Annotated in this window: 16 protein-coding genes and 2 pseudogenes; 9 read left to right on the top strand and 9 right to left on the bottom strand. The window is 60.3% G+C overall.

What is annotated here, in order from left to right; all coding sequences use genetic code 11:
* Positions 1-6 precede the first annotated feature (6 nt).
* From AB4N42_RS12355 to AB4N42_RS12345, 3 genes are all read right to left on the bottom strand, one after another.
* A complete protein-coding gene (locus AB4N42_RS12355) occupies positions 7-897 on the bottom strand; it encodes a pseudouridine synthase (RefSeq protein ID WP_217860009.1) in 891 nt (296 codons plus the stop codon).
* 73 nt (positions 898-970) lie between these two features.
* Complete coding sequence (locus tag AB4N42_RS12350) at positions 971-1291, bottom strand: transcriptional regulator (RefSeq protein WP_030141904.1); 321 nt, start codon at positions 1289-1291, stop codon at positions 971-973.
* A 90-nt stretch (positions 1292-1381) separates the two neighbouring features.
* Positions 1382-1621, bottom strand: a complete 240-nt coding sequence (locus tag AB4N42_RS12345) for a glutaredoxin family protein (RefSeq protein WP_030141903.1) — start codon at positions 1619-1621, stop codon at positions 1382-1384.
* 189 nt (positions 1622-1810) lie between these two features.
* Here AB4N42_RS12345 and AB4N42_RS12340 point away from each other — a divergent pair, with 189 nt between their 5' ends.
* Positions 1811-3523: a cation:proton antiporter gene (locus tag AB4N42_RS12340; protein WP_198797270.1), complete on the top strand. Its 1713-nt coding sequence runs from the start codon at positions 1811-1813 to the stop codon at positions 3521-3523.
* Between the two features lie 6 nt (positions 3524-3529).
* On the opposite strand, the pseudogene AB4N42_RS12335 reads toward AB4N42_RS12340, so the two are convergent.
* Positions 3530-4740 (bottom strand): annotated as a pseudogene (locus AB4N42_RS12335) (ammonium transporter).
* Positions 4741-5079: 339 nt separating this feature from the next.
* On the opposite strand from AB4N42_RS12335, the gene AB4N42_RS12330 reads away from it, so the two are divergent.
* The 7 genes and pseudogenes from AB4N42_RS12330 (at position 5080) to AB4N42_RS12300 (ending at position 15232) form a co-directional block, all read left to right on the top strand.
* Positions 5080-5394 (top strand): ElaB/YgaM/YqjD family protein, encoded by a 315-nt coding sequence (locus AB4N42_RS12330; protein WP_030141900.1) that lies wholly within the window; start codon positions 5080-5082, stop codon positions 5392-5394.
* A 2-nt stretch (positions 5395-5396) separates the two neighbouring features.
* A complete protein-coding gene (locus AB4N42_RS12325; RefSeq protein WP_030141899.1) occupies positions 5397-5786 on the top strand; it encodes a phage holin family protein in 390 nt (129 codons plus the stop codon).
* Entirely contained in the window at positions 5783-6118 is a 336-nt protein-coding gene (locus tag AB4N42_RS12320) for a hypothetical protein (RefSeq protein WP_030141898.1), read from the top strand. The genes AB4N42_RS12325 and AB4N42_RS12320 overlap by 4 nt, the downstream gene beginning before the upstream one ends.
* Before the next feature lie 148 nt (positions 6119-6266).
* Entirely contained in the window at positions 6267-7595 is a 1329-nt protein-coding gene (locus AB4N42_RS12315; RefSeq protein WP_030141897.1) for a deoxyguanosinetriphosphate triphosphohydrolase, read from the top strand.
* A 363-nt stretch (positions 7596-7958) separates the two neighbouring features.
* The gene (locus tag AB4N42_RS12310) at positions 7959-8585 is read left to right on the top strand and encodes a response regulator transcription factor (RefSeq protein ID WP_030141896.1); all 627 of its coding nucleotides are present in this window, start codon (positions 7959-7961) and stop codon (positions 8583-8585) included.
* An 11-nt stretch (positions 8586-8596) separates the two neighbouring features.
* A pseudogene (locus AB4N42_RS12305) lies at positions 8597-12212 on the top strand (transporter substrate-binding domain-containing protein).
* A gap of 74 nt (positions 12213-12286) precedes the next feature.
* The gene (locus AB4N42_RS12300; RefSeq protein WP_460116254.1) at positions 12287-15232 is read left to right on the top strand and encodes an HD domain-containing phosphohydrolase; all 2946 of its coding nucleotides are present in this window, start codon (positions 12287-12289) and stop codon (positions 15230-15232) included.
* On the opposite strand, the gene AB4N42_RS12295 is transcribed toward AB4N42_RS12300, so the two are convergent.
* A complete protein-coding gene (locus AB4N42_RS12295) occupies positions 15233-15715 on the bottom strand; it encodes a GAF domain-containing protein (protein ID WP_264426178.1) in 483 nt (160 codons plus the stop codon). It lies immediately after the preceding gene.
* Positions 15712-16602: an ATP-binding protein gene (locus AB4N42_RS12290; RefSeq protein ID WP_460116253.1), complete on the bottom strand. Its 891-nt coding sequence runs from the start codon at positions 16600-16602 to the stop codon at positions 15712-15714. Before AB4N42_RS12290 ends, AB4N42_RS12295 begins: the two co-directional genes overlap by 4 nt.
* A gap of 166 nt (positions 16603-16768) precedes the next feature.
* On the opposite strand from AB4N42_RS12290, the gene AB4N42_RS12285 reads away from it, so the two are divergent.
* Entirely contained in the window at positions 16769-19090 is a 2322-nt protein-coding gene (locus AB4N42_RS12285; RefSeq protein ID WP_198797275.1) for a hybrid sensor histidine kinase/response regulator, read from the top strand.
* On the opposite strand, the gene AB4N42_RS12280 is transcribed toward AB4N42_RS12285, so the two are convergent.
* The 3 genes from AB4N42_RS12280 to msrB form a co-directional block, all read right to left on the bottom strand.
* A complete protein-coding gene (locus tag AB4N42_RS12280; RefSeq protein WP_198797276.1) occupies positions 19074-19535 on the bottom strand; it encodes a MarR family winged helix-turn-helix transcriptional regulator in 462 nt (153 codons plus the stop codon). The genes AB4N42_RS12285 and AB4N42_RS12280 overlap by 17 nt on opposite strands.
* Positions 19532-20017, bottom strand: coding sequence for a glutathione peroxidase (locus tag AB4N42_RS12275; protein ID WP_030141888.1), 486 nt, complete (start codon positions 20015-20017; stop codon positions 19532-19534). The genes AB4N42_RS12280 and AB4N42_RS12275 overlap by 4 nt, the downstream gene beginning before the upstream one ends.
* A gap of 252 nt (positions 20018-20269) precedes the next feature.
* Positions 20270-20665 carry a peptide-methionine (R)-S-oxide reductase MsrB gene (gene msrB, locus AB4N42_RS12270; protein ID WP_030141887.1) on the bottom strand — a complete coding sequence of 132 codons (396 nt, stop codon included), beginning with the start codon at positions 20663-20665 and terminating at the stop codon, positions 20270-20272.
* Between the last annotated feature and the right edge of the window lie 106 nt (positions 20666-20771).

The raw sequence follows: 20771 nt of genomic DNA, 5'->3' as shown, positions 1-20771 counted from the left end.
CAATGGCTACCACTGAAGCGTAATGTTGCTTTCAAAAAACCGATCCTGATTCGTGACCGGATCGACGAAACGCAATTCTTGGGCCAGCAACTTGAGCGGATTGGAGTAGTCATCCTGGGCATCCCGAATCACATCGGGGTAGAACGGATCGTTACAGATAGGTGCGCCCAAGGCATTCATATGCACGCGCAACTGATGTTTTTTACCGGTGACCGGATACAGTCCATAGCGCCACAGGTCACCGTTTTTTTCCAGCACGTCGATGGCCGTCTCGGTATTGGGTGCGCCCGCCCCCTCCTGCATTCGGAAAAACGGCTCGCCATCGACCAACCGGCTCTCATGCACGCGGGGAAAACTCAATCCAGGCAACGCGGGCGCAATCGCCTGGTAGCTTTTTTCGATTCGGCGTGTCGGAAACAACGATTGATAGATCGAACGGGTCTGCGGGTTGGCTGAAAACAGCACAAGCCCGGCCGTGTGCCGATCAATACGGTGCAGGGGCACCAGATGCGGGTTATCCAGCCGACGGATCAATCGCCGCAACAAGGTCTGCTCGACATATTCGCCCGCCGGAGTGACAGGGAGATAATGCGGCTTGTCTGCCACCACCAGGTGCTCGTCGGCATAGAGGATCGACTCGAGCACTGGGATCGGTTTTTCATCGGGCACTTCACGAAAATAGTGGATGCGAAGGCCTTCACGGTATGGCAGATCGGCACGGATCGCCTTCCCCTCCCCGTCCAGCACCCGGCCCCGTGCAATCCGGTCCAGCCATTGCTCACGGCTGATCGCGCTGAAATGCTCGCAGAGGCATTCCAGCACAGTCTGCCAGGCACCGGGCGGCAGGTACAAAGTGCTGGCCTGCTGATGAGCTGCGGAAAACGATGAACCGGGCATTGAAGACTCTTTACCTTTTTGCTGGGGCCGGCATTATCCGACAGTCATCTACGCCAGCCCAGCGATACCTGGCTCAGGCGGAGACCGTTGTCCGCCTTGCAGCGGCTTCGGTGAATTCCTTCAACCAGCGCAGCACTTCGACCGCCTCCCAGCGCCCCGGATCGTACAAGGCATACAAGAGGCCCTGATATCCCACCACATCCAGTTGCTTGTGGTAGCCGGCGCGCTGGAACAGCGCTTCTATCTCGGCGAAACAGGTATTGAAGTGCAGCTTGTTGAAAGGTGTCTTGCCCTCCGTGACCAGACCGTCCAGACGCAACTCCAGTACCGCTTCGCGTACAACGTCCACGGACATCCGGTTCACGCTGTTTTTCAATTGCTCGACATTGACCAAGGGTTGCACTCCAGTAGCTGTATGGACATACAGTAACCGAAGAACACCCTTTCGCCAATGGCGGCATGCAGGTCCAGCCGATGGAAGGCGTCAACGCAGGAATGAAGCAACCCGGTCAGGATCGTCGAACGGCCAATCCAGTTCCGCACCCGTGTCGATCCTGCGCAACACGGGAATGCGCAGCCCGTAGGCTTCGGACAAGACATCGCTCTCGGCAATATCAACCAGTTCCACCAACAATCCATGTTCGACGAAAGGCATCAACACACCCTCGGCGACTTCACACAGATGGCAACCCAGGGTGCCGAACAGCTGGCATTCCGGTGTCATGGCAGGTACCCCAAAAAGACAGATCGCCATTCTAGGCCCGCCCCACGCAACCGTCGAGCCGGGTACCATGTCGCAGTTTGTTTCGGTAAAACGCTGACGCAAATCACTGAGCCCAAATGCTTTTCCAGTGATGCTCGGTGTTTTTTCTGTTCTACGCTGGGTCTCGTAAACCTTGAAACGGAGTTTCTCTTGTTCGCCAACCTGCTGATCATTCTCGCCTCGTCCCTGGTGGTCATTGCCCTGTTCAGGCGCCTGCGCCTGCCACCGGTGCTGGGCTATCTGTGCGTCGGCCTGGCTGTCGGGCCCACCGCGCTGGACTGGGTGAATGACAGCGAAGAGCTGCCAGACCTGGCCGAGCTTGGGGTGGTTTTCCTGTTGTTTTCGTTGGGGCTGGAGTTCTCGCTGTCGAAGATGCTCGAACTGCGTCGGGTCGTGTTTGGCCTTGGAAGCCTGCAAGTTCTCTGCTCAGCCGCGCTGCTGGGCGTGCTGCTGGCAGGCAGTGGCGCTCCGCTGGCGGCGGCACTGCTACTCGGCGCAGGACTGGCACTGTCTTCTACGGCCATTGTCAGCAAGGAGCTGTCCAGCCTGGGAGAGATCTTCAGCAGCCACGGCCAGAACGCGATCGGGGTGCTGCTGTTCCAGGACGTCGTCGCGGTATTGCTTTTGACCCTGGTGCCTGTGTTTGCAGGTAACAGTGACGACGCCTGGTATTGGGCGTTGCCCTTGACCCTGGGCAAGACGCTGGTGCTGTTCGGCGGCCTGTTGCTGGCCAGCCGGCTGCTGCTGCCGCGCCTGTTCCATGAAGTGGCGGCATCCCGCTCCGCCGAGCTCTTCGTTTTGCTGGCCCTGGTGATCGTGCTGCTCACGGCGTGGCTTACCCACCTGCTCGGCCTGTCACCGGCCCTGGGAGCGTTCCTGGCTGGGATGCTTTTGGGTGAAAGCCATTACCGGCACCAGATCGAGGCGGACATACGCCCGTTCCGCGACATCCTGCTCGGGTTGTTCTTCGTCAGCATCGGCATGCTGATCGACCTGCAATTGTTCATGGACGATGGCCTGCTGATCCTCGGATTGACCCTCGGCCTGATGACCATCAAGGGCTGCGTGGTGGCCGCACTGGTGAAATGGCGCGGCAGCGATGGCGAAACGGCCTGGCGCAGCGGCCTGGCCCTGGCCCAGGGTGGCGAGTTCTGTTTCGCCCTGATGGCCCTGATGCAACAGAACCACTTCATGCCCGCCGATATCGGTGGCCTGCTACTGGCCGCGACATTCTGCTCGATGCTGGTGACTCCATTATTCCTCCGCGCCGCGCCAGGCATAGCTGCCCGGCTGCACCGCAAACCCAACGAAGAAGCGCAACTGGAGCAGATCAGCGAACGCAATGCAGGCCTGTCAGGCCACGTGGTGATTTGCGGGTATGGTCGCGTCGGCCAGTCCATTGGGCGTTTCCTACGCCGCGAGGGGCTGGAATTCGTCGCCCTGGACGACGACCCGGTCATCATCCGGGAAGCCACTGCGGGCGAACATTGCGTGCATTATGGCGATTCACGCCGAGCGGACCTGCTTACCGCGGTCGGGCTCGGTCGCGCGCGATTGGTGGTGATCGCGGTGGACAAGACAGACATCGCGATGACGGTACTCAAGGAGGTCCGGCGGGTGAATTCGCACGTACCTGTCCTGGTGCGCACCCGCGACGACAGTCAACTGGCCGAATTGCAGGCCGCCGGAGCCACCGAAGTGGTCCCGGAACTGCTGGAGTCCAGCCTGATGCTGGCGTCCCACGCGCTGATCATGCTCGGGTTGCCTGAACAGCGAGTCCGGCATCATGTCGATCAAGTCCGCCACGAGCGTTATGGGCTCCTGCACGGATTTTATCCGGGCAACCAGGACAAGGAGCCGTGATACCGATCAGTCCAGGTTCACCGCGCCGATCTTGTGGATCGACAGGTCGGCGCCGTAATACTCTTCTTCCTGGGTCAGACGCAGCCCCAACAAAGCCTTGATCGCCCCGTACACCGCGAACCCGCCGATCAGCGCAATCCCCACGCCTAGTGCCGTACCGATCAGTTGGCTGGCCAGGCTCACCCCGCCCAGGCCGCCCAAGGCCTGCTGGCCAAAGATCCCGCAGGCGATACCGCCCCAGACACCGCATAGCCCATGCAACGGCCAGACACCCAGTACGTCGTCGATTCTCCATTTGCCCTGGGCCGCTGTGAAACACCACACAAACAGAGCGCCTAGGCAATCGCGCCGGTCGCCAGCGCTCCAATCGGATGCATCAGGTCGGAGCCCGCGCAAACCGCCACCAAGCCAGCCAACGGTCCGTTGTGCAGGAAGCCCGGGTCGTTGCGCCCGACAATCAACGCCGCCACGGTCCCGCCCACCATCGCCATCAAGGAATTGACCGCCACCAACCCGCTCACACCGGGCAAGGTCTGGGCGCTCATCACGTTGAAGCCGAACCAGCCGACGATCAGGATCCACGAACCCAACGCCAGGAACGGAATGCTCGACGGGGCGAATGCCACCAGTCGCCCGTCCCGGTAACGCCCGTTACGCGGTCCGAGCAGAAGTACAGCGGCCAACGCCAGCCAGCCACCCATGGCATGGACCACCACAGAACCGGCAAAATCGTGGAAACCGGCACCGAAATGGCTCTGCAGCCAAGCTTGCAAGCCGAAGTTGCCGTTCCAGGCCACGCCTTCGAAAAAGGGATAGACAAACGCCACGATCAGCACCGTGGCGCACAGTTGCGGCGCGAAGCGGGCTCGCTCGGCTATTCCACCGGAGATAATGGCCGGGATCGCAGCGGCAAATGTCAGCAAGAAGAAAAACTTCACCAGGCCATAGCCGTGGTCCGCAGCAAGGGCCGCCGCCGGTTGCACAAACGTCACGCCATAGGAAACCCAATAACCGATGAAAAAATAGGCCAGGGTCGAGACAGCAAAATCACTGAGGATCTTTGATAGCGCGTTGACCTGGTTTTTTTGCCGGACCGTCCCGACTTCCAGGAACGCAAACCCGGCATGCATGGCCAAGACCATGACAGCACCAAGCAGGATGAACAGCGTGTTGGAACTATGGACCAGACTGTCCACGGCGCTTTGCATATTTTCCATGGTGATTGGCAGACCTGAAAAAGTTGAAAAAGCACCGAAGCGGTTCATTTCGCGCCATCAGCGCACCAAATTAAAACAATCCGCCAGCCTGTCGAAGGCGGTCGAACCGCTTTGGTGCATGACAATGAGCGAACCGATGCCCTGCTTCGTCGTGCTTTGCGTTTTTTGATTTTCTGGATCAAGGTTTTAGGGCGCTCGCCCAGCTTCAGCGCACTGGCGCAGGCTCACGCACCAGTACATGGCAAAAAGCCGAGCAAAAGTTGTACCAGTCAGTTTCACTGAACCTTCCTGCATGGCTCATACTCGAACGCTTCAGACGTCACCTACGGAGATCCACCCATGGCCAGAACCCAGGCAAAGACTGCTCAAGAAACGCTGATGGAAGACTTTCAGACGCTGGTCAGCGATACCGAGCGACTGCTGGATCACACCGCGACGCTGGCGGGCGACCAAGCTGACGAACTGCGCAGCCAGATCCACGAAACCCTGCTGCGCGCCCGCGAGACGCTCAAGCTGACCGAAGAATCCGTGCGCGAGCGCGGCCAGGCCGCCGTGATCGCCACCGAAGAATATGTACAGGCCAATCCCTGGCAATCGGTTGGTATTGCCGCAGGCGTTGGCTTTTTGATCGGATTGCTGGCGACACGGCGCTAATGATGGGTATCGACGAATCCGGCTCGCCCGAAACGGGCACAAGACCTACCGCACGACGCCTGGGCGCGGCGTTCCTCGGCTTGCTGCACAGCCACGTCGAATTGTTCGGCATAGAATTGCAGGAACAGAAGGCCCGTACCGTCAGCCTGTTGCTATTTGCCGGCCTGGCGCTGGTCTTTGCCTTGTTGTTGTTGGTTGGACTGTCCGCGCTCGTGCTGATTCTGGTGTGGGACACCTACCGCCTGGCGGGGATCATTGGCCTTTGCCTGTTCTACCTGCTGGCGGCATTGTTCTGCGGGCTTCGGCTCAAGGCTGCGATCTACGACGAGTCCTCGCCTTTCCATGCCACCCTCGAAGAACTGGCCAATGACCGGGAGCGCCTGTTGCCATGAGCCTGCCCGATATTCCTCAAGCCCGTACCCGACAGGAGATGCGCAAGGCGCTGGTGCGTTTGCGCATGGAGATGCACCGCCAGGAAATTCGCCAGGAAACGCGGCAACTGCTGCACCCCCTGCAACGGGTGCGGGGGTTTACGCAAAGTTGGCATGAGGGCTTCGGGCTCAAGCATGCCTCGCTTTGGGGCGTGGCCGCGGTCACCTTGCTGGGTTTCCTCGGCGGCAAGCGAACCCGGCGCGGGCGCTCCGGGGGCTTGTCGCGCCTGATCCGGCTGGCAACGACATTGCTTCCGCTGATCAAGCTCGCCAAGAGTACGCGTAAACCCTGATACTGCTCGACGGGCCCTTCTCATCGAACGGCCCGCTTCGACTGTCAATGCAACACCCTGGCACAACTGATCGCATCCCTCAGGCCTTGCAGGACACCGCGCGAACCGGGAAGCTAGGGCATCGACTCAACAAACGGAGCAACCGGCCTTGGATTGGCACACCCTGCTGACTCGCGAACGCCTGGGAAAAACGCTGCACAGTCCGGAAGAACTGGGCCGCAGTCCATTTCACAAAGACCATGACCGCATTATCTTCTCCGGTGCATTCCGTCGCCTTGGGCGCAAGACCCAGGTGCACCCGGTGTCCAGCAACGATCATATCCATACGCGCCTGACCCATTCGCTCGAGGTCAGCTGCGTCGGACGTTCGCTCGGCATGCGCGTCGGAGAGACCATCCGCAGCGCCCTGCCAGACTGGTGTGAACCCAGCGACCTGGGCATGGTCGTGCAATCGGCCTGCCTGGCCCACGATATCGGCAACCCGCCGTTCGGTCATTCCGGCGAGGACGCCATCCGCTATTGGTTCCAACAGGCCGCAGGGCGTGGCTGGCTTGATGCGATGAGCGAGGCCGAGCGTAACGACTTCCTCAATTTCGAAGGCAACGCCCAGGGATTCCGGGTTCTCACCCAGCTTGAATATCATCAGTTCGACGGTGGCACCCGGCTCACCTATGCAACCTTGGGCACTTACCTGAAATACCCTTGGACAGCCCGTCACGCCGACTCACTGGGCTACAAGAAGCACAAGTTCGGCTGCTATCAGAGCGAATTGCCGCTTCTGGAGCAAATCGCCCACAAACTTGGCCTGCCGCAGATCGAGGATCAGCGCTGGGCAAGGCATCCGCTGGTCTACCTGATGGAGGCCGCCGATGACATCTGTTACGCGCTGATCGACCTGGAAGACGGTGTGGAAATGGACCTGCTGGAATATTCGCAGGTGGAATCGCTGCTGCTGGACCTGGTCGGAGACGATCTGCCGGAAACCTATCGCCAGCTTGGACCATTGGATTCCAGGCGACGAAAGCTGGCTATCCTGCGCGGCAAGGCCATCGAACACCTGACCAACGCCGCCGCCCGTGCGTTCGTCGAACAACAGGATGCGCTGCTTGCCGGCACACTGCAGGGCGACCTCGTGGAACACATGCACGGGCCGGCCAAGCGCTGCGTGTTGAATGCCAAGGACATGGCCCGCAAGAAAATATTCCAGGACAAGCGCAAGACGCTCAACGAGATCGGTGCCTACACCACGCTGGAAATCCTGCTCAACGGTTTTTGCGGCGCCGCCCTGGAACAACACGGTGGTCGAACGCCCTCATTCAAGAATCGCCGAATCCTCGATTTGCTGGGCAACAACGCCCCCGATCCTGACGGGCCGCTGCATGGCGCTTTCCTGCGGATGATTGATTTCATCGCAGGCATGACCGACAGCTATGCCAGCGAAATGGCCCAGGAAATGACGGGGCGCACCCGCCAGTGAACTGACCCGGCAACGACCGGAATCCTGCGGGAGCGAGCGGCTGCGCTCCCGCAATCGGTGGTTTGACTGCTTCTTCAATAAACATTTTCCAATGGCTTGGAAAACGCTGGCGAGTGGCTGGAAATAGCTGAAAACTGCAGCCCTGCTTAGTTTCACAACTTGAAAACACATACACAAGCTAGAAGATAAACATCCCCTTCCCACGCTACCCGCCTACTAATTGGCTAAGTACATCGTGGTATCTCGCGTCTTTTTTTGTAGGAAAGTTCTGAAATTGATCACGCGTGCCCCGTCTCCTCGTACGAGCTGGCCTTAACTGGGCTAAGGTGCGCGCTTTATTTAAGCTTGCAGGGGACTTTATTCATGAACTCCGTTTTCATTGTCGACGATCATCCGGTCATCCGCCTCGCCGTTCGAATGCTGCTGGAGCATGAAGGTTATAAAGTCGTAGGGGAAACTGACAACGGCGTCGATGCGATGCAAATGGTGCGCGAGTGCATGCCCGACTTGGTCATCCTGGATATCAGCATTCCCAAACTTGACGGACTGGAAATTCTTTCACGCTTCAATGCCATGACCACGCCGCTCAAGACATTGGTGCTGACGGCTCAATCCCCTACGCTCTTTGGCATTCGCTGCATGCAATCCGGCGCCTCCGGCTACGTTTGCAAACAGGAAGATCTCAGCGAACTCGTCAGCGCAATAAAAGCCGTACTGTCCGGCTATAACTATTTTCCCAGCCAGGCGCTGACGCCCGTCGCTCATGACGATCCCCGCAGTATCGAGCTGGATCTTTTCAAGAGTGTCAATGACCGCGAGTTGATGGTTCTGCAACTTTTTGCCCAAGGCCGCACCAACAAGGAAATAGCCAAGGGCATGTTCCTGAGCAATAAAACAGTCAGCACCTATAAAAAACGGCTCATGCAAAAACTTAAAGTTAAGTCGTTGGTAGACCTGATTGAAATGGCAAAGCGAAACTCGCTGGTGTGAGAAACAATCGGATGTTCAATCGCATAAGCAACTATCTTCTGCTGTTAGGCGCAGGGTTATATGCGCAGATGCTCATGGCGACGCCGAATATGCCCCAGCGCTACGCGCTATTGAGTCGCGCGACGACGGATCCTATCGAAATCCGTCTCGACGAGACCCAACGAACCTGGCTGCAAGGTCGCCAGGAATTGGTCCTCGGAACTTCCGCGCCGGATTACCCGCCCTTCGACCTTTCCACCAGCGGGCGCGACTATGAAGGCATGACCGCCGATTATGCGGGCCTCATCGCCAAAGCGACCGGCCTGCCAATGAAAGTCCTGCGCTTCGCCTCCCGCGAGGCGGCCATTACCGCGCTCAAGCAGGGGCAAATCGACCTGCTCGGCAGTGCCAACGGTTTCGAAGCCCGAACCACCGGCATCGTCCTGTCGACTCCCTATGCCGTGGATCAACCGGTCCTGGTCACCCGGACGAGTGAAAACCGGCCCCTGACCGACGATCTCGAAGGGCTGCGGTTGAGCATGGTCTATCACTACCTGCCCCTGCACGAAATCGAAAAGCTGTACCCCAAAGCGTCTGTCATCGCCTACCCCTCCTACCAGAACGCCATCAACGCAGTCGCCTTCGGGCAGGCCGATGTATTTCTCGGCGACACCATTTCCACCCATTACATGATCAACAAGGGGTACTTGGGCAACATCCGCATGGCCAGCTTCGCCAAACATGAGTCGTCCGGATTCGCCTTCGCGCTGCGACACGACGACACCCGATTGCTGGACATCATCAACGCCACGCTCAACCAGACCCCCATCGCTGAACAAGCGGCAATTTCCAAGCGCTGGAGTGCCGAGCAGCGATCTGTACCTCACGGATCACAAGATACAACTGACCGACCGCGAACAGCGCTGGCTGGCCCAGCACCCCACAGTCCGAGTGGCCGTGAACGAAACGTTCGCCCCATTTACCTTTTTCGATCCGGACGGCGATTTCCGCGGCATCAGCGCCGACTTGCTGGAACGGGTCAGGCTGCGTACCGGCCTGCGCCTGGACATCCAGCGCCACGGGACAGACGACGGCATGATCGCCGCAGTCCTGGACGGCCAGGCGGACGTCATTGCCGCGCTCTCGCCCAGCCGCGAACGGCAACGACTGCTGAGATTCAGCCGTCCCTACATGGACAGTTCCTTCGTCCTGTTGACGCGCAAGCAGTCCGATACCCCGGCGACACTGGACCAGTTCGCGGGCAAGCGCCTGGCGATCGCCAAAGGCAACCCCGTCATCGATTGGCTACGCAGCCAGTACCCGGGCCTGCAAATAATCGAAACCATCGACTCGCTGCACGCCGTCCAGTTAGTCGCCCAAGGGCAAGCCGATGGCAGCGTGAACTCCCTGGTCATGGCCAATTACTTCATGTCCTCCCATACCTTGCGGGACACCTTGCAAATCAGCAGCACCGTGGGCACCCAGCAGGCAATGTTTTCCCTGGCCGTTGGAAAAAATGCCACGGAGCTCAATTCCATCCTCGACAAAGCCTTGACCAGCATCGACCCGGACGAGTTGGGCGTCATCAACAACCGTTGGCGTGGCTACGTCCCGGCGTCGGAAGTGGCCTGGCGCACCTATAACCGCGTGTTCCTGCAGGTCGCCGCAGGCGCTGGCCTGTTACTCCTGCTCTCCCTGGCCTGGAATGCCTACATGCAGCGCCAGATCAGGCAACGTCAACAGGCAGAGCTGGCGCTCAATGACCAGCTGGAATTCATGCACGCCCTGCTCAACGGCACGCCCCACCCGATCTATGTGCGGGACCGCAACGGTTTCCTGCAAAGCTGCAACGACAGCTACCTTGAAACATTCAATGCAAGACGCGAGGACGTCATCGGCAAGAACGTCATGCCCGGCGCCATGAGCAACGCCTTCGAGGCGCAGGAATACCAGGCGGACTATCAACGGGTGATGACCGAAGGCATTCCCCTGATCGTTGATCGGCCGCTGCACATCGGTGACAGGAAGCTCACGATCTACCACTGGATCCTCCCCTACCGAAATTCGGCCGCTCAAGTACAAGGCATCATCGGCGGCTGGATCGATATCAGCGAACGGCGAGAGTTGTTCGACGAATTGCGTGCCGCCAAGGAGCAGGCCGAGAATGCCAACCGGGCCAAAAGTACCTTCCTGGCGACCATGAGCCATGAGATCCGCACGCCGATGAACGCCGTGATCGGCATACTCGAGCTCGCCCTCAAGCACGCCGACAAAGGCCAGGTGGACCGCTCGGCAATAGAGGTCGCGTACGAGTCGGCCTCCGGCATGCTGGAGCTGATCGGCGATATCCTCGACATCGCCCGTATCGAATCAGGCCATCTGAGCCTGGCGCCCGAACGTGTCGACCTGAGAGCCCTCTTGCAGTCGGTCATTCGCGTGTTCGCGGGATTGGCCCGGCAGAAAAACCTGGCGTTGTCATTGCACTTCGAGCCTGCCGAAGGCAATCCGAACGTGCACATCGACCCATTGCGATTCAAGCAGGTCATCTCGAACCTGATCAGCAACGCCCTGAAATTCACCGAGCAAGGAGAGGTCAAGGTGAGCGTGAAGCTGTCGCCAACCGTCCACGAAGAAACGCTGCACATGCAACTGGAGGTCAGCGACAGCGGCATCGGTATCAGCCCGGCGGACCTGGGGCGGCTGTTCGAGCCGTTTGCCCAGGCCGATAACAGCAGCCGGATGGCGCGCAAGGGCGCAGGCCTGGGCCTGGTGATCAGCCGTCACCTCTGTCGGATGATGGGGGGCGATCTGCGGATGGACAGCCAGCCAGGCGTTGGCACCCAGGTCCGGGTCTCCTTGCAATTGACCGCCTTGCCCGGTGCTCCGGCGCACCCTGAGGCCGAACCCATGGTCGAAACCGCCGCCTGTGCATTGAGCGTCCTGGTCGTGGACGATCATCCGGCGAATCGCCTGCTGATGTCCCAGCAATTGGAATACCTCGGCCATCACCACCACCTCAGCCACGACGGCGAGCAAGGGCTCAAGGCCTGGCTGGACGGGGATTTCGACCTGGTGATCGCTGATTGCAACATGCCCATCATGAGCGGCTACGAACTCGCCAGGGCGATCCGTCTGCGCGAGACGGAACATCAGCTACCGCCCTGCACCATCCTGGGATTCACGGCCAACGCACAACCCGAGGAAAGACAGCGTTGCAAGGATGCCGGCATGAACGATTGCCTGTTCAAACCGATCAGTCTGAGCGCGCTGAATCAATGGATGAACCAGACCAAACCCGCCAAGCGTCCCCACGCATTCAACGCGCAATGCCTGCACGCCCTGACCGGAGGCAACCCCGTGTCGACGCGACGCCTGCTGGCGGAACTGCTCAGCAGCAACCGTTCGGACCGGCAGGAGTTGCTTGACGCCGCTGAAAACGGAGACAGGCGAGCATTGGCCGAGACAGCCCATAAAATCAAAGGCGTCGCCCGCATCGTACAGGCGACTTCGTTGGTTCAACTCTGCGAGGCATTGGAGCTGGCCTGTCATCAAGCGCCAGAACGAATCGAAGGGCATGCCCAGGCCCTCGAACAGGCAATGACAGAACTGGAGCAGGCCCTGCAAACGGAGATCATCAAGGCAGAATAACCCAGTGTTTACTATGCTGTTCGCTCAGCAGTGCGTAGCGGGGGCGATCCCCCCGAACACTTGGAGTGACGGAAATGCCCAGCGCACCGCGTCCGGAAAAACGCCGGTTTCCCCTGCACGTCCATATCAGCGTGATGTTCACGCTGCTCTTGCTCCTGACGGGCGTGGTGCTGGGTATATTCAATTACCAGCAAACCACCCAGATCATCCTGTCCAGCAGCGAAAAACTGTTCAATCGCGTCGAACAGGATGTGCGCGTGGACCTGTACGACACCTACGAACCGATCCGTCATCTGTTGGGCCTGCTGGCTGATTACCCGGCCACCCGCGAGCCCCGGATGGCGGAACGATTGGCCCTGCTCGCGCCTTTCAGCCGGGCACTGAGGGACAACCCGAACCTGGCGTCGTTGTACCTGGGCGATCGCAATGGCGACTTTCTGATGGTTCGGCCATTACGCACCGGGACCTTGAGAACCGCCCTCAAGGCCCCGGCCGACGCGACGTATCAGGTCTGGACCGTGGAACGTACGAGCGATGGCCAGGTTCACTCCCGATCGCTGTTCTATGACCAGGCCCTGACGCTCGTCGGCCAGCAAGACAATCCCGACGAAACCTTTGATCCACGCAGCCGGGGCTGGTTTCGCAGCGCAATGGAAACGGCGGAGCAGATTACAACCGAGCCCTATGTGTTCTTTTCCACCCGGAACATCGGCACGACCCTCGCCCGCCGCAGCGGCGAGCGTGCGGTCATCGGTGCCGACCTGACCCTGGCCGCCCTGTCCCAGACGCTGGCCAAGCACAAGGTCACCCCTGGCACCGAGATCGTCCTGCTCGACCCTCAAGGCAACGCGGTGGGCTATCCAGACAGCGGCCGACTGATCGTTGATACGGAATCATCAAGGCTGATCAAGGCCCGCGACCTGAACCCGGCGATTGCCGCCGCGCTCGATGAAAACAGCGACACGCCGCGCCTGGAGGCGGCGGGTCGCCAATGGATCGTTTCCCGCAGCCACATGCAGGAGGGCGGGCCACAAGGCCTGGAACTGGCGTTGCTGGTGCCGGAAGACGAGTTATTGGCCGATGCCTATCGCATGCGCTGGCAAGGCGCCCTGATTACCCTCGCCACCTTGCTGCTGTGCTTGCCCTTGGGCTGGCTGACCTCAAGGATCCTGGTCAAGCCGTTACGGTCCTTGGTGCAGGAGGCCGATGCGATTCGCAGCTTCGACTTCGATTACCCGGCGTCCCGTCGCTCCCCGGTGCTGGAAGTCGATCAGTTGGGCGTTTCCATGGCCCGCATGAAAGAGACCCTGGCGAGCTTTTTCGAGATCACCGCCAGCCTGCGTGCCGAAACCCGCTTCGCCCCGCTTTTGGAACGGGTGCTGTTCGAGACCGTGAAAATCGGCCAGGCCCAGGCCGGGCTGATCTATCTGCGCGAAAACGATGGCGAGCAAGTCAAGCCGTATGGACTGGTCATCGACGGAACCCCTCGGGACCTGCAAACGCTCGAACTGCAAAGCTATACGCTGAATGCTCCGAGCGGCCCCCATTGGTTTCAACGATTGACCGTCGCGGAAACACTGGTGTGCTCCCTTGGCTTCGAACAGGCCGGCGATCTGCGCGGTGTCCTGCTGGCTATGGACGCACCACGCGTCCACCTGATCGGCATTCACCTGCGCAACCGTCACCAGGAAACCGTCGGCGTGCTGGTGCTGTTGATCAGCGACAGCGGCACCGACGCCGACCTGGAAAAACTCCAGCCAGACCGCATCGCGTTCCTGCAGGCTGTCTCCGGCGCCGCGACGGTGAGCATCGAAAGCCAACGCTTGCAAGCCAGGCAGAAGCAACTGCTGGACTCGTTCATTCAACTGCTCGCCGGTGCGATCGATGCGAAAAGCCCTTACACCGGCGGCCATTGCCAGCGAGTACCCGCGCTGACGCTGATGCTCGCCCAAGCGGCAGCCGCCAGCCAGGCGCCCGCGTTCGAAGGGTATCGACCGACGGAAGACGAATGGGAGGCGCTGCACATAGCGGCCTGGCTGCACGACTGTGGCAAGGTCACTACACCTGAGTACGTGGTGGACAAAGCCACCAAGCTGGAAACCTTGAACGACCGCATCCACGAGGTCCGTACCCGCTTCGAAGTCCTCAAGCGCGACGCCTGGATCGATTACTGGCAGGCGCTGGCAAGCGGTGGCGAAGCGTCATCCCTGGCCCGGCAACGCGATGCGGCATTGGCGGCCCTGGATGATGACTTCGCCTTCGTCGCACGTTGCAACCTGGGCTCCGAAGCCATGGCCGACGATGACTTGCAACGCCTGCAACACATCGCCCAGCGCACCTGGACCCGCACCCTGGATGATCGCCTGGGCGTTTCCTGGGAGGAAAACCGCCGCCAGGCACGCGTCCCCAAACCGACGCTGCCCGTCACCGAATCATTGTTGGCGGACAAACCCGAACACCTGTTCGAGCGGCATGAGGCCGAGCTGATTCCGGCGGACAATCCGTGGGGCTTCCAGCTCGACGTGCCCACCTGGAAATACAACCGCGGCGAACTCTACAACCTCTGCGTCACGCGCGGCACCCTGACCCGCGAAGAGCGTTATGTGATCAATCACCACATGGTCCAGACCATCCTGATGCTCAGCCAGTTGCCCTTCCCCAGCCACTTGGAAAACGTCGCGGAGATCGCCGGCGGCCATCACGAGAAAATGGACGGCACCGGTTATCCCAAGCGACTCAAGCGCGAACAGATGAGCCTGCCGGCTCGAATGATGGCAATCGCCGATATCTTCGAAGCCCTGACAGCGGCCGACCGACCATATAAAAAAGCCAAGAAACTGAGCGAGGCCCTGGGCATCATGGCCACCATGTGCCGTGACGCCCATATCGATTGCGAGCTCTTCAAGCTGTTCATCGACGAGCGGATCTACTTGCGTTACGCCGAGGAATATCTTGATCCGCGCCAGATCGATGATATCGATCCGGGCAGCCTGTTGGCCAAGGCAGGATTGAACGCGTGATCAGCACTCGGTCAAACGCAGGAATATCGCCGCCAATTGCTCGATGCCGGCCTGGTCATGCTCGGTAAAACGCGCCAGTTTCGGACTGTCCAGGTCCAGCACGCCGATCAGGCGCCCGTCCTTGACCAGCGGCACGACCAATTCGCTGTTCGAGGCGCTGTCGCAGGCGATGTGCCCGGGGAAGGCGTGGACATCTTCGACGCGCTGGGTCTGGAGCGTCGCGGCGGCGGCACCACACACGCCGCGACCGAAGGGAATCCGTACACAGGCGATCTGCCCCTGGAACGGGCCCAGCACCAGTTCTTCGTTGCGATTAAGGTAAAAACCGGCCCAGTTCAAGTCGTCCATCTGATTGAACAGGAACGCCGAGAACTGCGCCGCGTTGGCGATGAAATCGCGCTCATCCGCCAGCAACGATTGCAGCTGCGCCGACAGCAGTCCGTAGCCTTCGAGACCTGCGCCGGTGTTCGTCAAATCGATCATGCGTTGTGCTCCAGAAGCTTGAGGCCCACCCAATAACGGGCAAATTGATAGGCGCACCGTCCATTGCGGTTGCCGCGCCCGGTCGCCCAGCGGACCGCCTCTATGTCCAACGCTTCGTCACGTTGCCAGGCCAGCCCGGCCTTGGCGGCGAGTGTGCCGATCCAATGCTCTACCACGTCGAGGAAATGCTCTTGGGTAAAGGGATAGAACGACAACCACAAGCCGAAACGGTCGGACAAGGCGATCTTGTCTTCGACGGCCTCGCTGGGGTGAAGCTCGCCGTCGACCCGCTTCCAGTTCTCGTTGTCGCTTTCCTTCTCAGGCACCAGGTGACGCCGGTTGGACGTCGCATACAGCAGCACGTTATCCGGCGCCTGTTCGAGGGAACCGTCCAATACGCTCTTGAGGACGCGATAATCGCCTTCACCGGACTCGAACGACAGATCGTCGCAGAACACCACGAAGCGCTGGGGCAGCTTGGCGACCTGTTCGACCACCCGGGGCAGATCGGCCAGGTGATCACGCTCGATCTCGATCAGCCGCAGGCCATGCCCGGCGTGTTCAGCCAGCAAGGCTCGTATCAGGGAGGACTTGCCCGTGCCACGCGATCCCCACAGCAGCGCATGGTTGGCTGGCATGCCGTCGATGAACTGCCGGGTATTGCGGCCCAACTGCTCAACCTGGCGATCCACGCCAATCAGGTCCGACAACCGCATATCGAGACTGACTTCAAGCGGCAGCAGGAAACCGCTGCGCCCGTCACGCTGCCAGCGCGCGGCCAGGGTCTGCGTCCAATCGATGGCGGGCCGTGGCGCCGGCAAGAACGGCTCTATGCGAGCCAGCACCGCATCGGCGCGGTCAAGAAAAGCAATTAATCGAGCGTCCACGTCTTCTCCTCGGACAGGTTCACGGTAATGATGACGCTACAGCGACGAAACGACGAAGCCGATGGCGGGTCTGTTTCACACGACACTACTCACCGGTCGCACCGGTATTCAGAGATGATCAGCTATGCTTGACCGGCGAAGGGAAACGTAAGTGGTTCACCATTCCATGGATATCAGGTTCACCCAACGGCTGTCGTACAAGCAGGCCCGACTGACCGTCCTGGTGGGTTTCGTGCTGGGCACGTTGTTAAGCCTGGTGCAGATCGGCATCGATTATGCCAGCGAAGACGCGTCGATCAACCGTGAAATCCTGTCCCTGTTGGAAATCAGCCACAACCCGGCATCGCGCATCGCCTATAACATTGACGCCGAACTCGCCCAGGAACTGGCCTTGGGCCTGTTGCGTTCACCGGCCATCATTGGCGCCGAACTGATCGATAACAACAATACGGTGCTGGCGAGCGTCAAGCGCCCTGAACTGCAAAGCAACTACCGCTTTATCAGCGACTTTCTTTTCGGCGCCCAACGCCAGTTCGAAGACCGACTCTATTTGAACCATCTGCCTGACGAGTCCCTGGGTATCCTGCGACTGGATGTCGATACGTATTCCTTCGGCAGTCGCTTCCTGCGCCGGGCCGAGGTCACCCTGCTCAACGGTTTCGCCCGCAGCCTGATCCTGACCGGCCTGCTGCTCGCCTTGTTCTACGTCATGCTGACCAAGCCACTGGTACGGGTCATCCGCGAGCTGAGCAGCCGCGACCCGAGCAGCAGCGAGCAAAGTCCCCTGGAATGCCCTACCGGCCACCAATACGACGAAATCGGCGTGCTGGTGTCGGTTGCCAACCAGCAGTTTGAAAACATCTCGACCGAAATACAGCAACGGCGCACGGCTGAAAATCGCCTCACCGATTACCTGGCGCAACTGGAAAACATCGTTTCGGCGCGCACCGCCGAGCTCAAGGCCATCAATGCCCGCCTCAGCCAGTCCAACGATGAACTGGAGATTGCCCGGCGTACCGCCCTGGACATGGCCGAAGCCCGCTCCGCGTTCCTGGCCAACATGAGCCATGAAATCCGAACGCCACTCAACGGACTGCTCGGGATGATCGCGTTGTCCCTGGACGGTCCATTGACCGCCGAACAACAGCAACAGCTCTCGATTGCCCATGACTCGGGCAAGGTATTGGTGGAGCTGCTCAACGATATCCTCGACCTGTCCAAGTTCGACGCCGGCCAACTGGAACTCGAACGCATACCGTTCGACCTCGGCTCGCTGATCGAGGACACCGCCAACCTGCTGTCACAAAATGCCGCGCCGAGCGTCGAACTGGCGTGCCTGATCGAACCGCAGTTCCCCGCCCAGGTATTGGGCGATCCGACCCGCGTTCGCCAGATCGTCAGCAACCTGCTGTCCAACGCCTTGAAGTTCACCCGCTTCGGCCGGGTCGACGTGCGCTTGAGCCAACACGAAGGCGGCGTGCGGATCGAGGTCTGCGACACGGGCATCGGCATACCCCAGGAAGCCCAGGCACGGATCCTCCAGCCGTTCACCCAGGCTGGCGCCGGCATCACGCGCCAGTTCGGCGGCACCGGGCTCGGGCTGGCACTGACCTACAACCTCTGTGAAGCCATGCAAGGCCGGTTGACGATCAGCTCCGAGGCGGGCTTCGGCAGCCAATTCTGCGCAGACCTGCCACTGCCTTGTCACACGCCCGCAGCCCCCATCGAGCCCTTGCGTGGCAATGTCGTCGCCATTACCACCGCCAATAGCGGATTGGCCGAATTGTTGGGAATGCTGGTGCCCGGCTGGGGATTGGACTATGTACAACGTTCCGTGGATGACGGGCTGCTGGGGCTCAAGCCCGACATCCTGATCACCGATTGCCCGGAATGCCTGTTCAATCTGCGGCCAACTTTCGCGGCGCCGATCCTGCTGGTGACCGCCTACGGCAGCTTCATGCCCAGCGAAGAGGCGGCCGCCCTCGCCCCCTTGCTGCAACAAGCCCGGCCGCTGGCGCGCCATGCGCTTTATCAGATATTGCGGCGCGCCCTGCAAAGCGAGGCGACCACCATCAACGACGCGCAGATCGAAGCGCTGGCGCCTTCGCGCCGCGGGCGAGTGCTGTTGGTGGAAGACAACCCCGTCAACCAATTGGTGGCCAAGGGCATGCTGGTGAAACTGGGCTGCGAGGTCGTCGTCGCGGCCCACGGCATCGAGGCCCTTGACCAGCTCGAACAGCAGGATTTCGATCTGGTGTTGATGGACTGCAACATGCCGGTCATGGACGGTTATGAAGCCAGCCGGCAGATTCGTCGCAGCGGGCGCTGGCTCAACCTGCCAATTGTCGCGCTGACTGCCAATGCGATGCCCGAGGAACGCGAACGCTGCCGCGCCGCCGGCATGAGCGATTATCTGTCCAAGCCGTTCCGACGCGAAGAGCTCGCGGCATTGTTGGATCAGTGGGTGCCCACTACGTCAGCGCTTTGATCTGGGCTAACAAATGATCCAGGCTGTCTCGCAGGTCCCCTACGCGATCCAGGTCGATGCCGCTGTCGCAGAGCAGACGGGCCTTGAGCGGGCCGACCTGCTCGCGCAGGGCCTTTCCACTGTCCGACAGGCTCAAATGAACCTCGCGTTCATCACGGGCTGAACGCTGGCGCTGGACCAACTCCAGTTGCTCCAAACGCTTGAGCAACGGCGTCAGCGTGCCGGAATCAAGCAGTAGACGCTCCCCCAGTGCCTTGACCGTGGGTTGTTCCGGAGCGTTTTCCTGCCATTCCCACAGCACCAGCATCGCCAGATACTGCGGGTAGGTCAGGCCGAGCTGATCCAGCATCGGCTTGTAGCCGCGAATCACCGCCCGCGACGCGGCATACAGCTTGAAGCACAGCTGGCTGTCGAGCTTCAGCGAATCGACTGACAGATCGTTCATTTGAGCAGGGCTTCGATCTCGGCGGTGAGGTCCTGGGGCTTGGTGGTCGGGGCGAAGCGCTTGACCACCTGGCCATCCTTGCCGATCAGGAACTTGGTGAAATTCCATTTGATGCCTTTGGACCCCAGCACGCCAGGCGCCCGCTGCTTGAGCTGGACGAACAGCGGATGGGCATTGGCACCGTTGACCTCGATTTTCTTGAACAATGGAAAGCTCACGCCGAAGTTGAGTTCGCAAAACTCGGAAATCGCCCCCTCATTGCCCGGCTCCTGCTTGCCAAATTGGTTGCAGGGAAAGCCCAGCACCACCAGCCCCCGGTCCTTGTAGGACTGCCACAACGCCTCGAGCCCTTTGTATTGCGGGGTGAAGCCGCACTGGCTGGCGGTATTGACCACCAGCACAGCCTTGCCGGCGAAATCGGCGAGAGTCTTTTGCTCGCCCTTGATGGTGGTGCACGGGATGCTCAGCAGATTGTCGGTCATGGGGGGCGGCTCCTGAAGAAGTTAGGACGCCGAAGATAGCGAGCAATTAAATTGTGTGCAATTTAATTATCGGGACACACCGACGTGCCGAGAGGCTTTTGTGGCGAGGGAGCTTGCTCCCGCTCGACGGCGCAGCCGTCGTAACCCCCGGCGGACGCGGTCTGTCTGGGCAAACTCCGGCAAATCGGTTTTGGGGCGGCTGCGCCGCCCAGCGGGAGCAAGCTCCCTCGCCACAAAGGACCGCGCAGAATTTTACTCGCGTGGCACGAGATCCAGGCACACCGAGTTGATGCAGTAACGCAGCCCGGTCGGCGGCGGGCCGTCCGGGAAGACATGCCCCAGGTGCGCATCGCATTTGGCGCAGACCACCTCGGTGCGGATCATGCCATGGCTCACATCCCGCACTTCCACCACCGCGCTGCCTTCGATCGGCGCGTAGAAACTCGGCCAGCCACAGCCCGAATCGAATTTGGTCGTCGAATCGAACAGCGGTTCGTTGCAGCAGATGCAGTGGTACACACCGTCGGTCTTGGTCGCGTTGTATTTCCCGGAGAACGGTCGCTCGGTGCCTTTGAGCCGGCAGACGTTGTATTGCTCCGGGTCGAGCATGTCACGCCATTCTTCAAGGGTTTTCTGCAACTTTTCCATCGTCCTACCTCGGCAATTGAAAAAGCCCGATCCGACGCTTTTCCGCGGATCGGGCGGCACGTATGATTGCGCCTCGTCAGGCGCCAGTCTGGCAGTCACGTCATGC

This window comes from Pseudomonas sp. H2_D02, from assembly GCF_054677635.1.
This window is presented reverse-complemented; position numbering and strand designations above follow the sequence as displayed.

Coding starts and splice junctions, on each gene's coding strand:
- AB4N42_RS12355 (WP_217860009.1), bottom strand. CDS start 897: ATGCCCGGTTCATCGTTTTCCGCAGCTCATCAGCAGGCCAGCACTTTG.
- AB4N42_RS12345 (WP_030141903.1), bottom strand. CDS start 1,621: ATGACACCGGAATGCCAGCTGTTCGGCACCCTGGGTTGCCATCTGTGT.
- AB4N42_RS12330 (WP_030141900.1), top strand. CDS start 5,080: ATGGCCAGAACCCAGGCAAAGACTGCTCAAGAAACGCTGATGGAAGAC.
- AB4N42_RS12325 (WP_030141899.1), top strand. CDS start 5,397: ATGGGTATCGACGAATCCGGCTCGCCCGAAACGGGCACAAGACCTACC.
- AB4N42_RS12320 (WP_030141898.1), top strand. CDS start 5,783: ATGAGCCTGCCCGATATTCCTCAAGCCCGTACCCGACAGGAGATGCGC.
- AB4N42_RS12310 (WP_030141896.1), top strand. CDS start 7,959: ATGAACTCCGTTTTCATTGTCGACGATCATCCGGTCATCCGCCTCGCC.
- AB4N42_RS12300 (WP_460116254.1), top strand. CDS start 12,287: ATGCCCAGCGCACCGCGTCCGGAAAAACGCCGGTTTCCCCTGCACGTC.
- AB4N42_RS12295 (WP_264426178.1), bottom strand. CDS start 15,715: ATGATCGATTTGACGAACACCGGCGCAGGTCTCGAAGGCTACGGACTG.
- AB4N42_RS12285 (WP_198797275.1), top strand. CDS start 16,769: ATGGATATCAGGTTCACCCAACGGCTGTCGTACAAGCAGGCCCGACTG.
- AB4N42_RS12280 (WP_198797276.1), bottom strand. CDS start 19,535: ATGAACGATCTGTCAGTCGATTCGCTGAAGCTCGACAGCCAGCTGTGC.
- AB4N42_RS12275 (WP_030141888.1), bottom strand. CDS start 20,017: ATGACCGACAATCTGCTGAGCATCCCGTGCACCACCATCAAGGGCGAG.
- msrB (WP_030141887.1), bottom strand. CDS start 20,665: ATGGAAAAGTTGCAGAAAACCCTTGAAGAATGGCGTGACATGCTCGAC.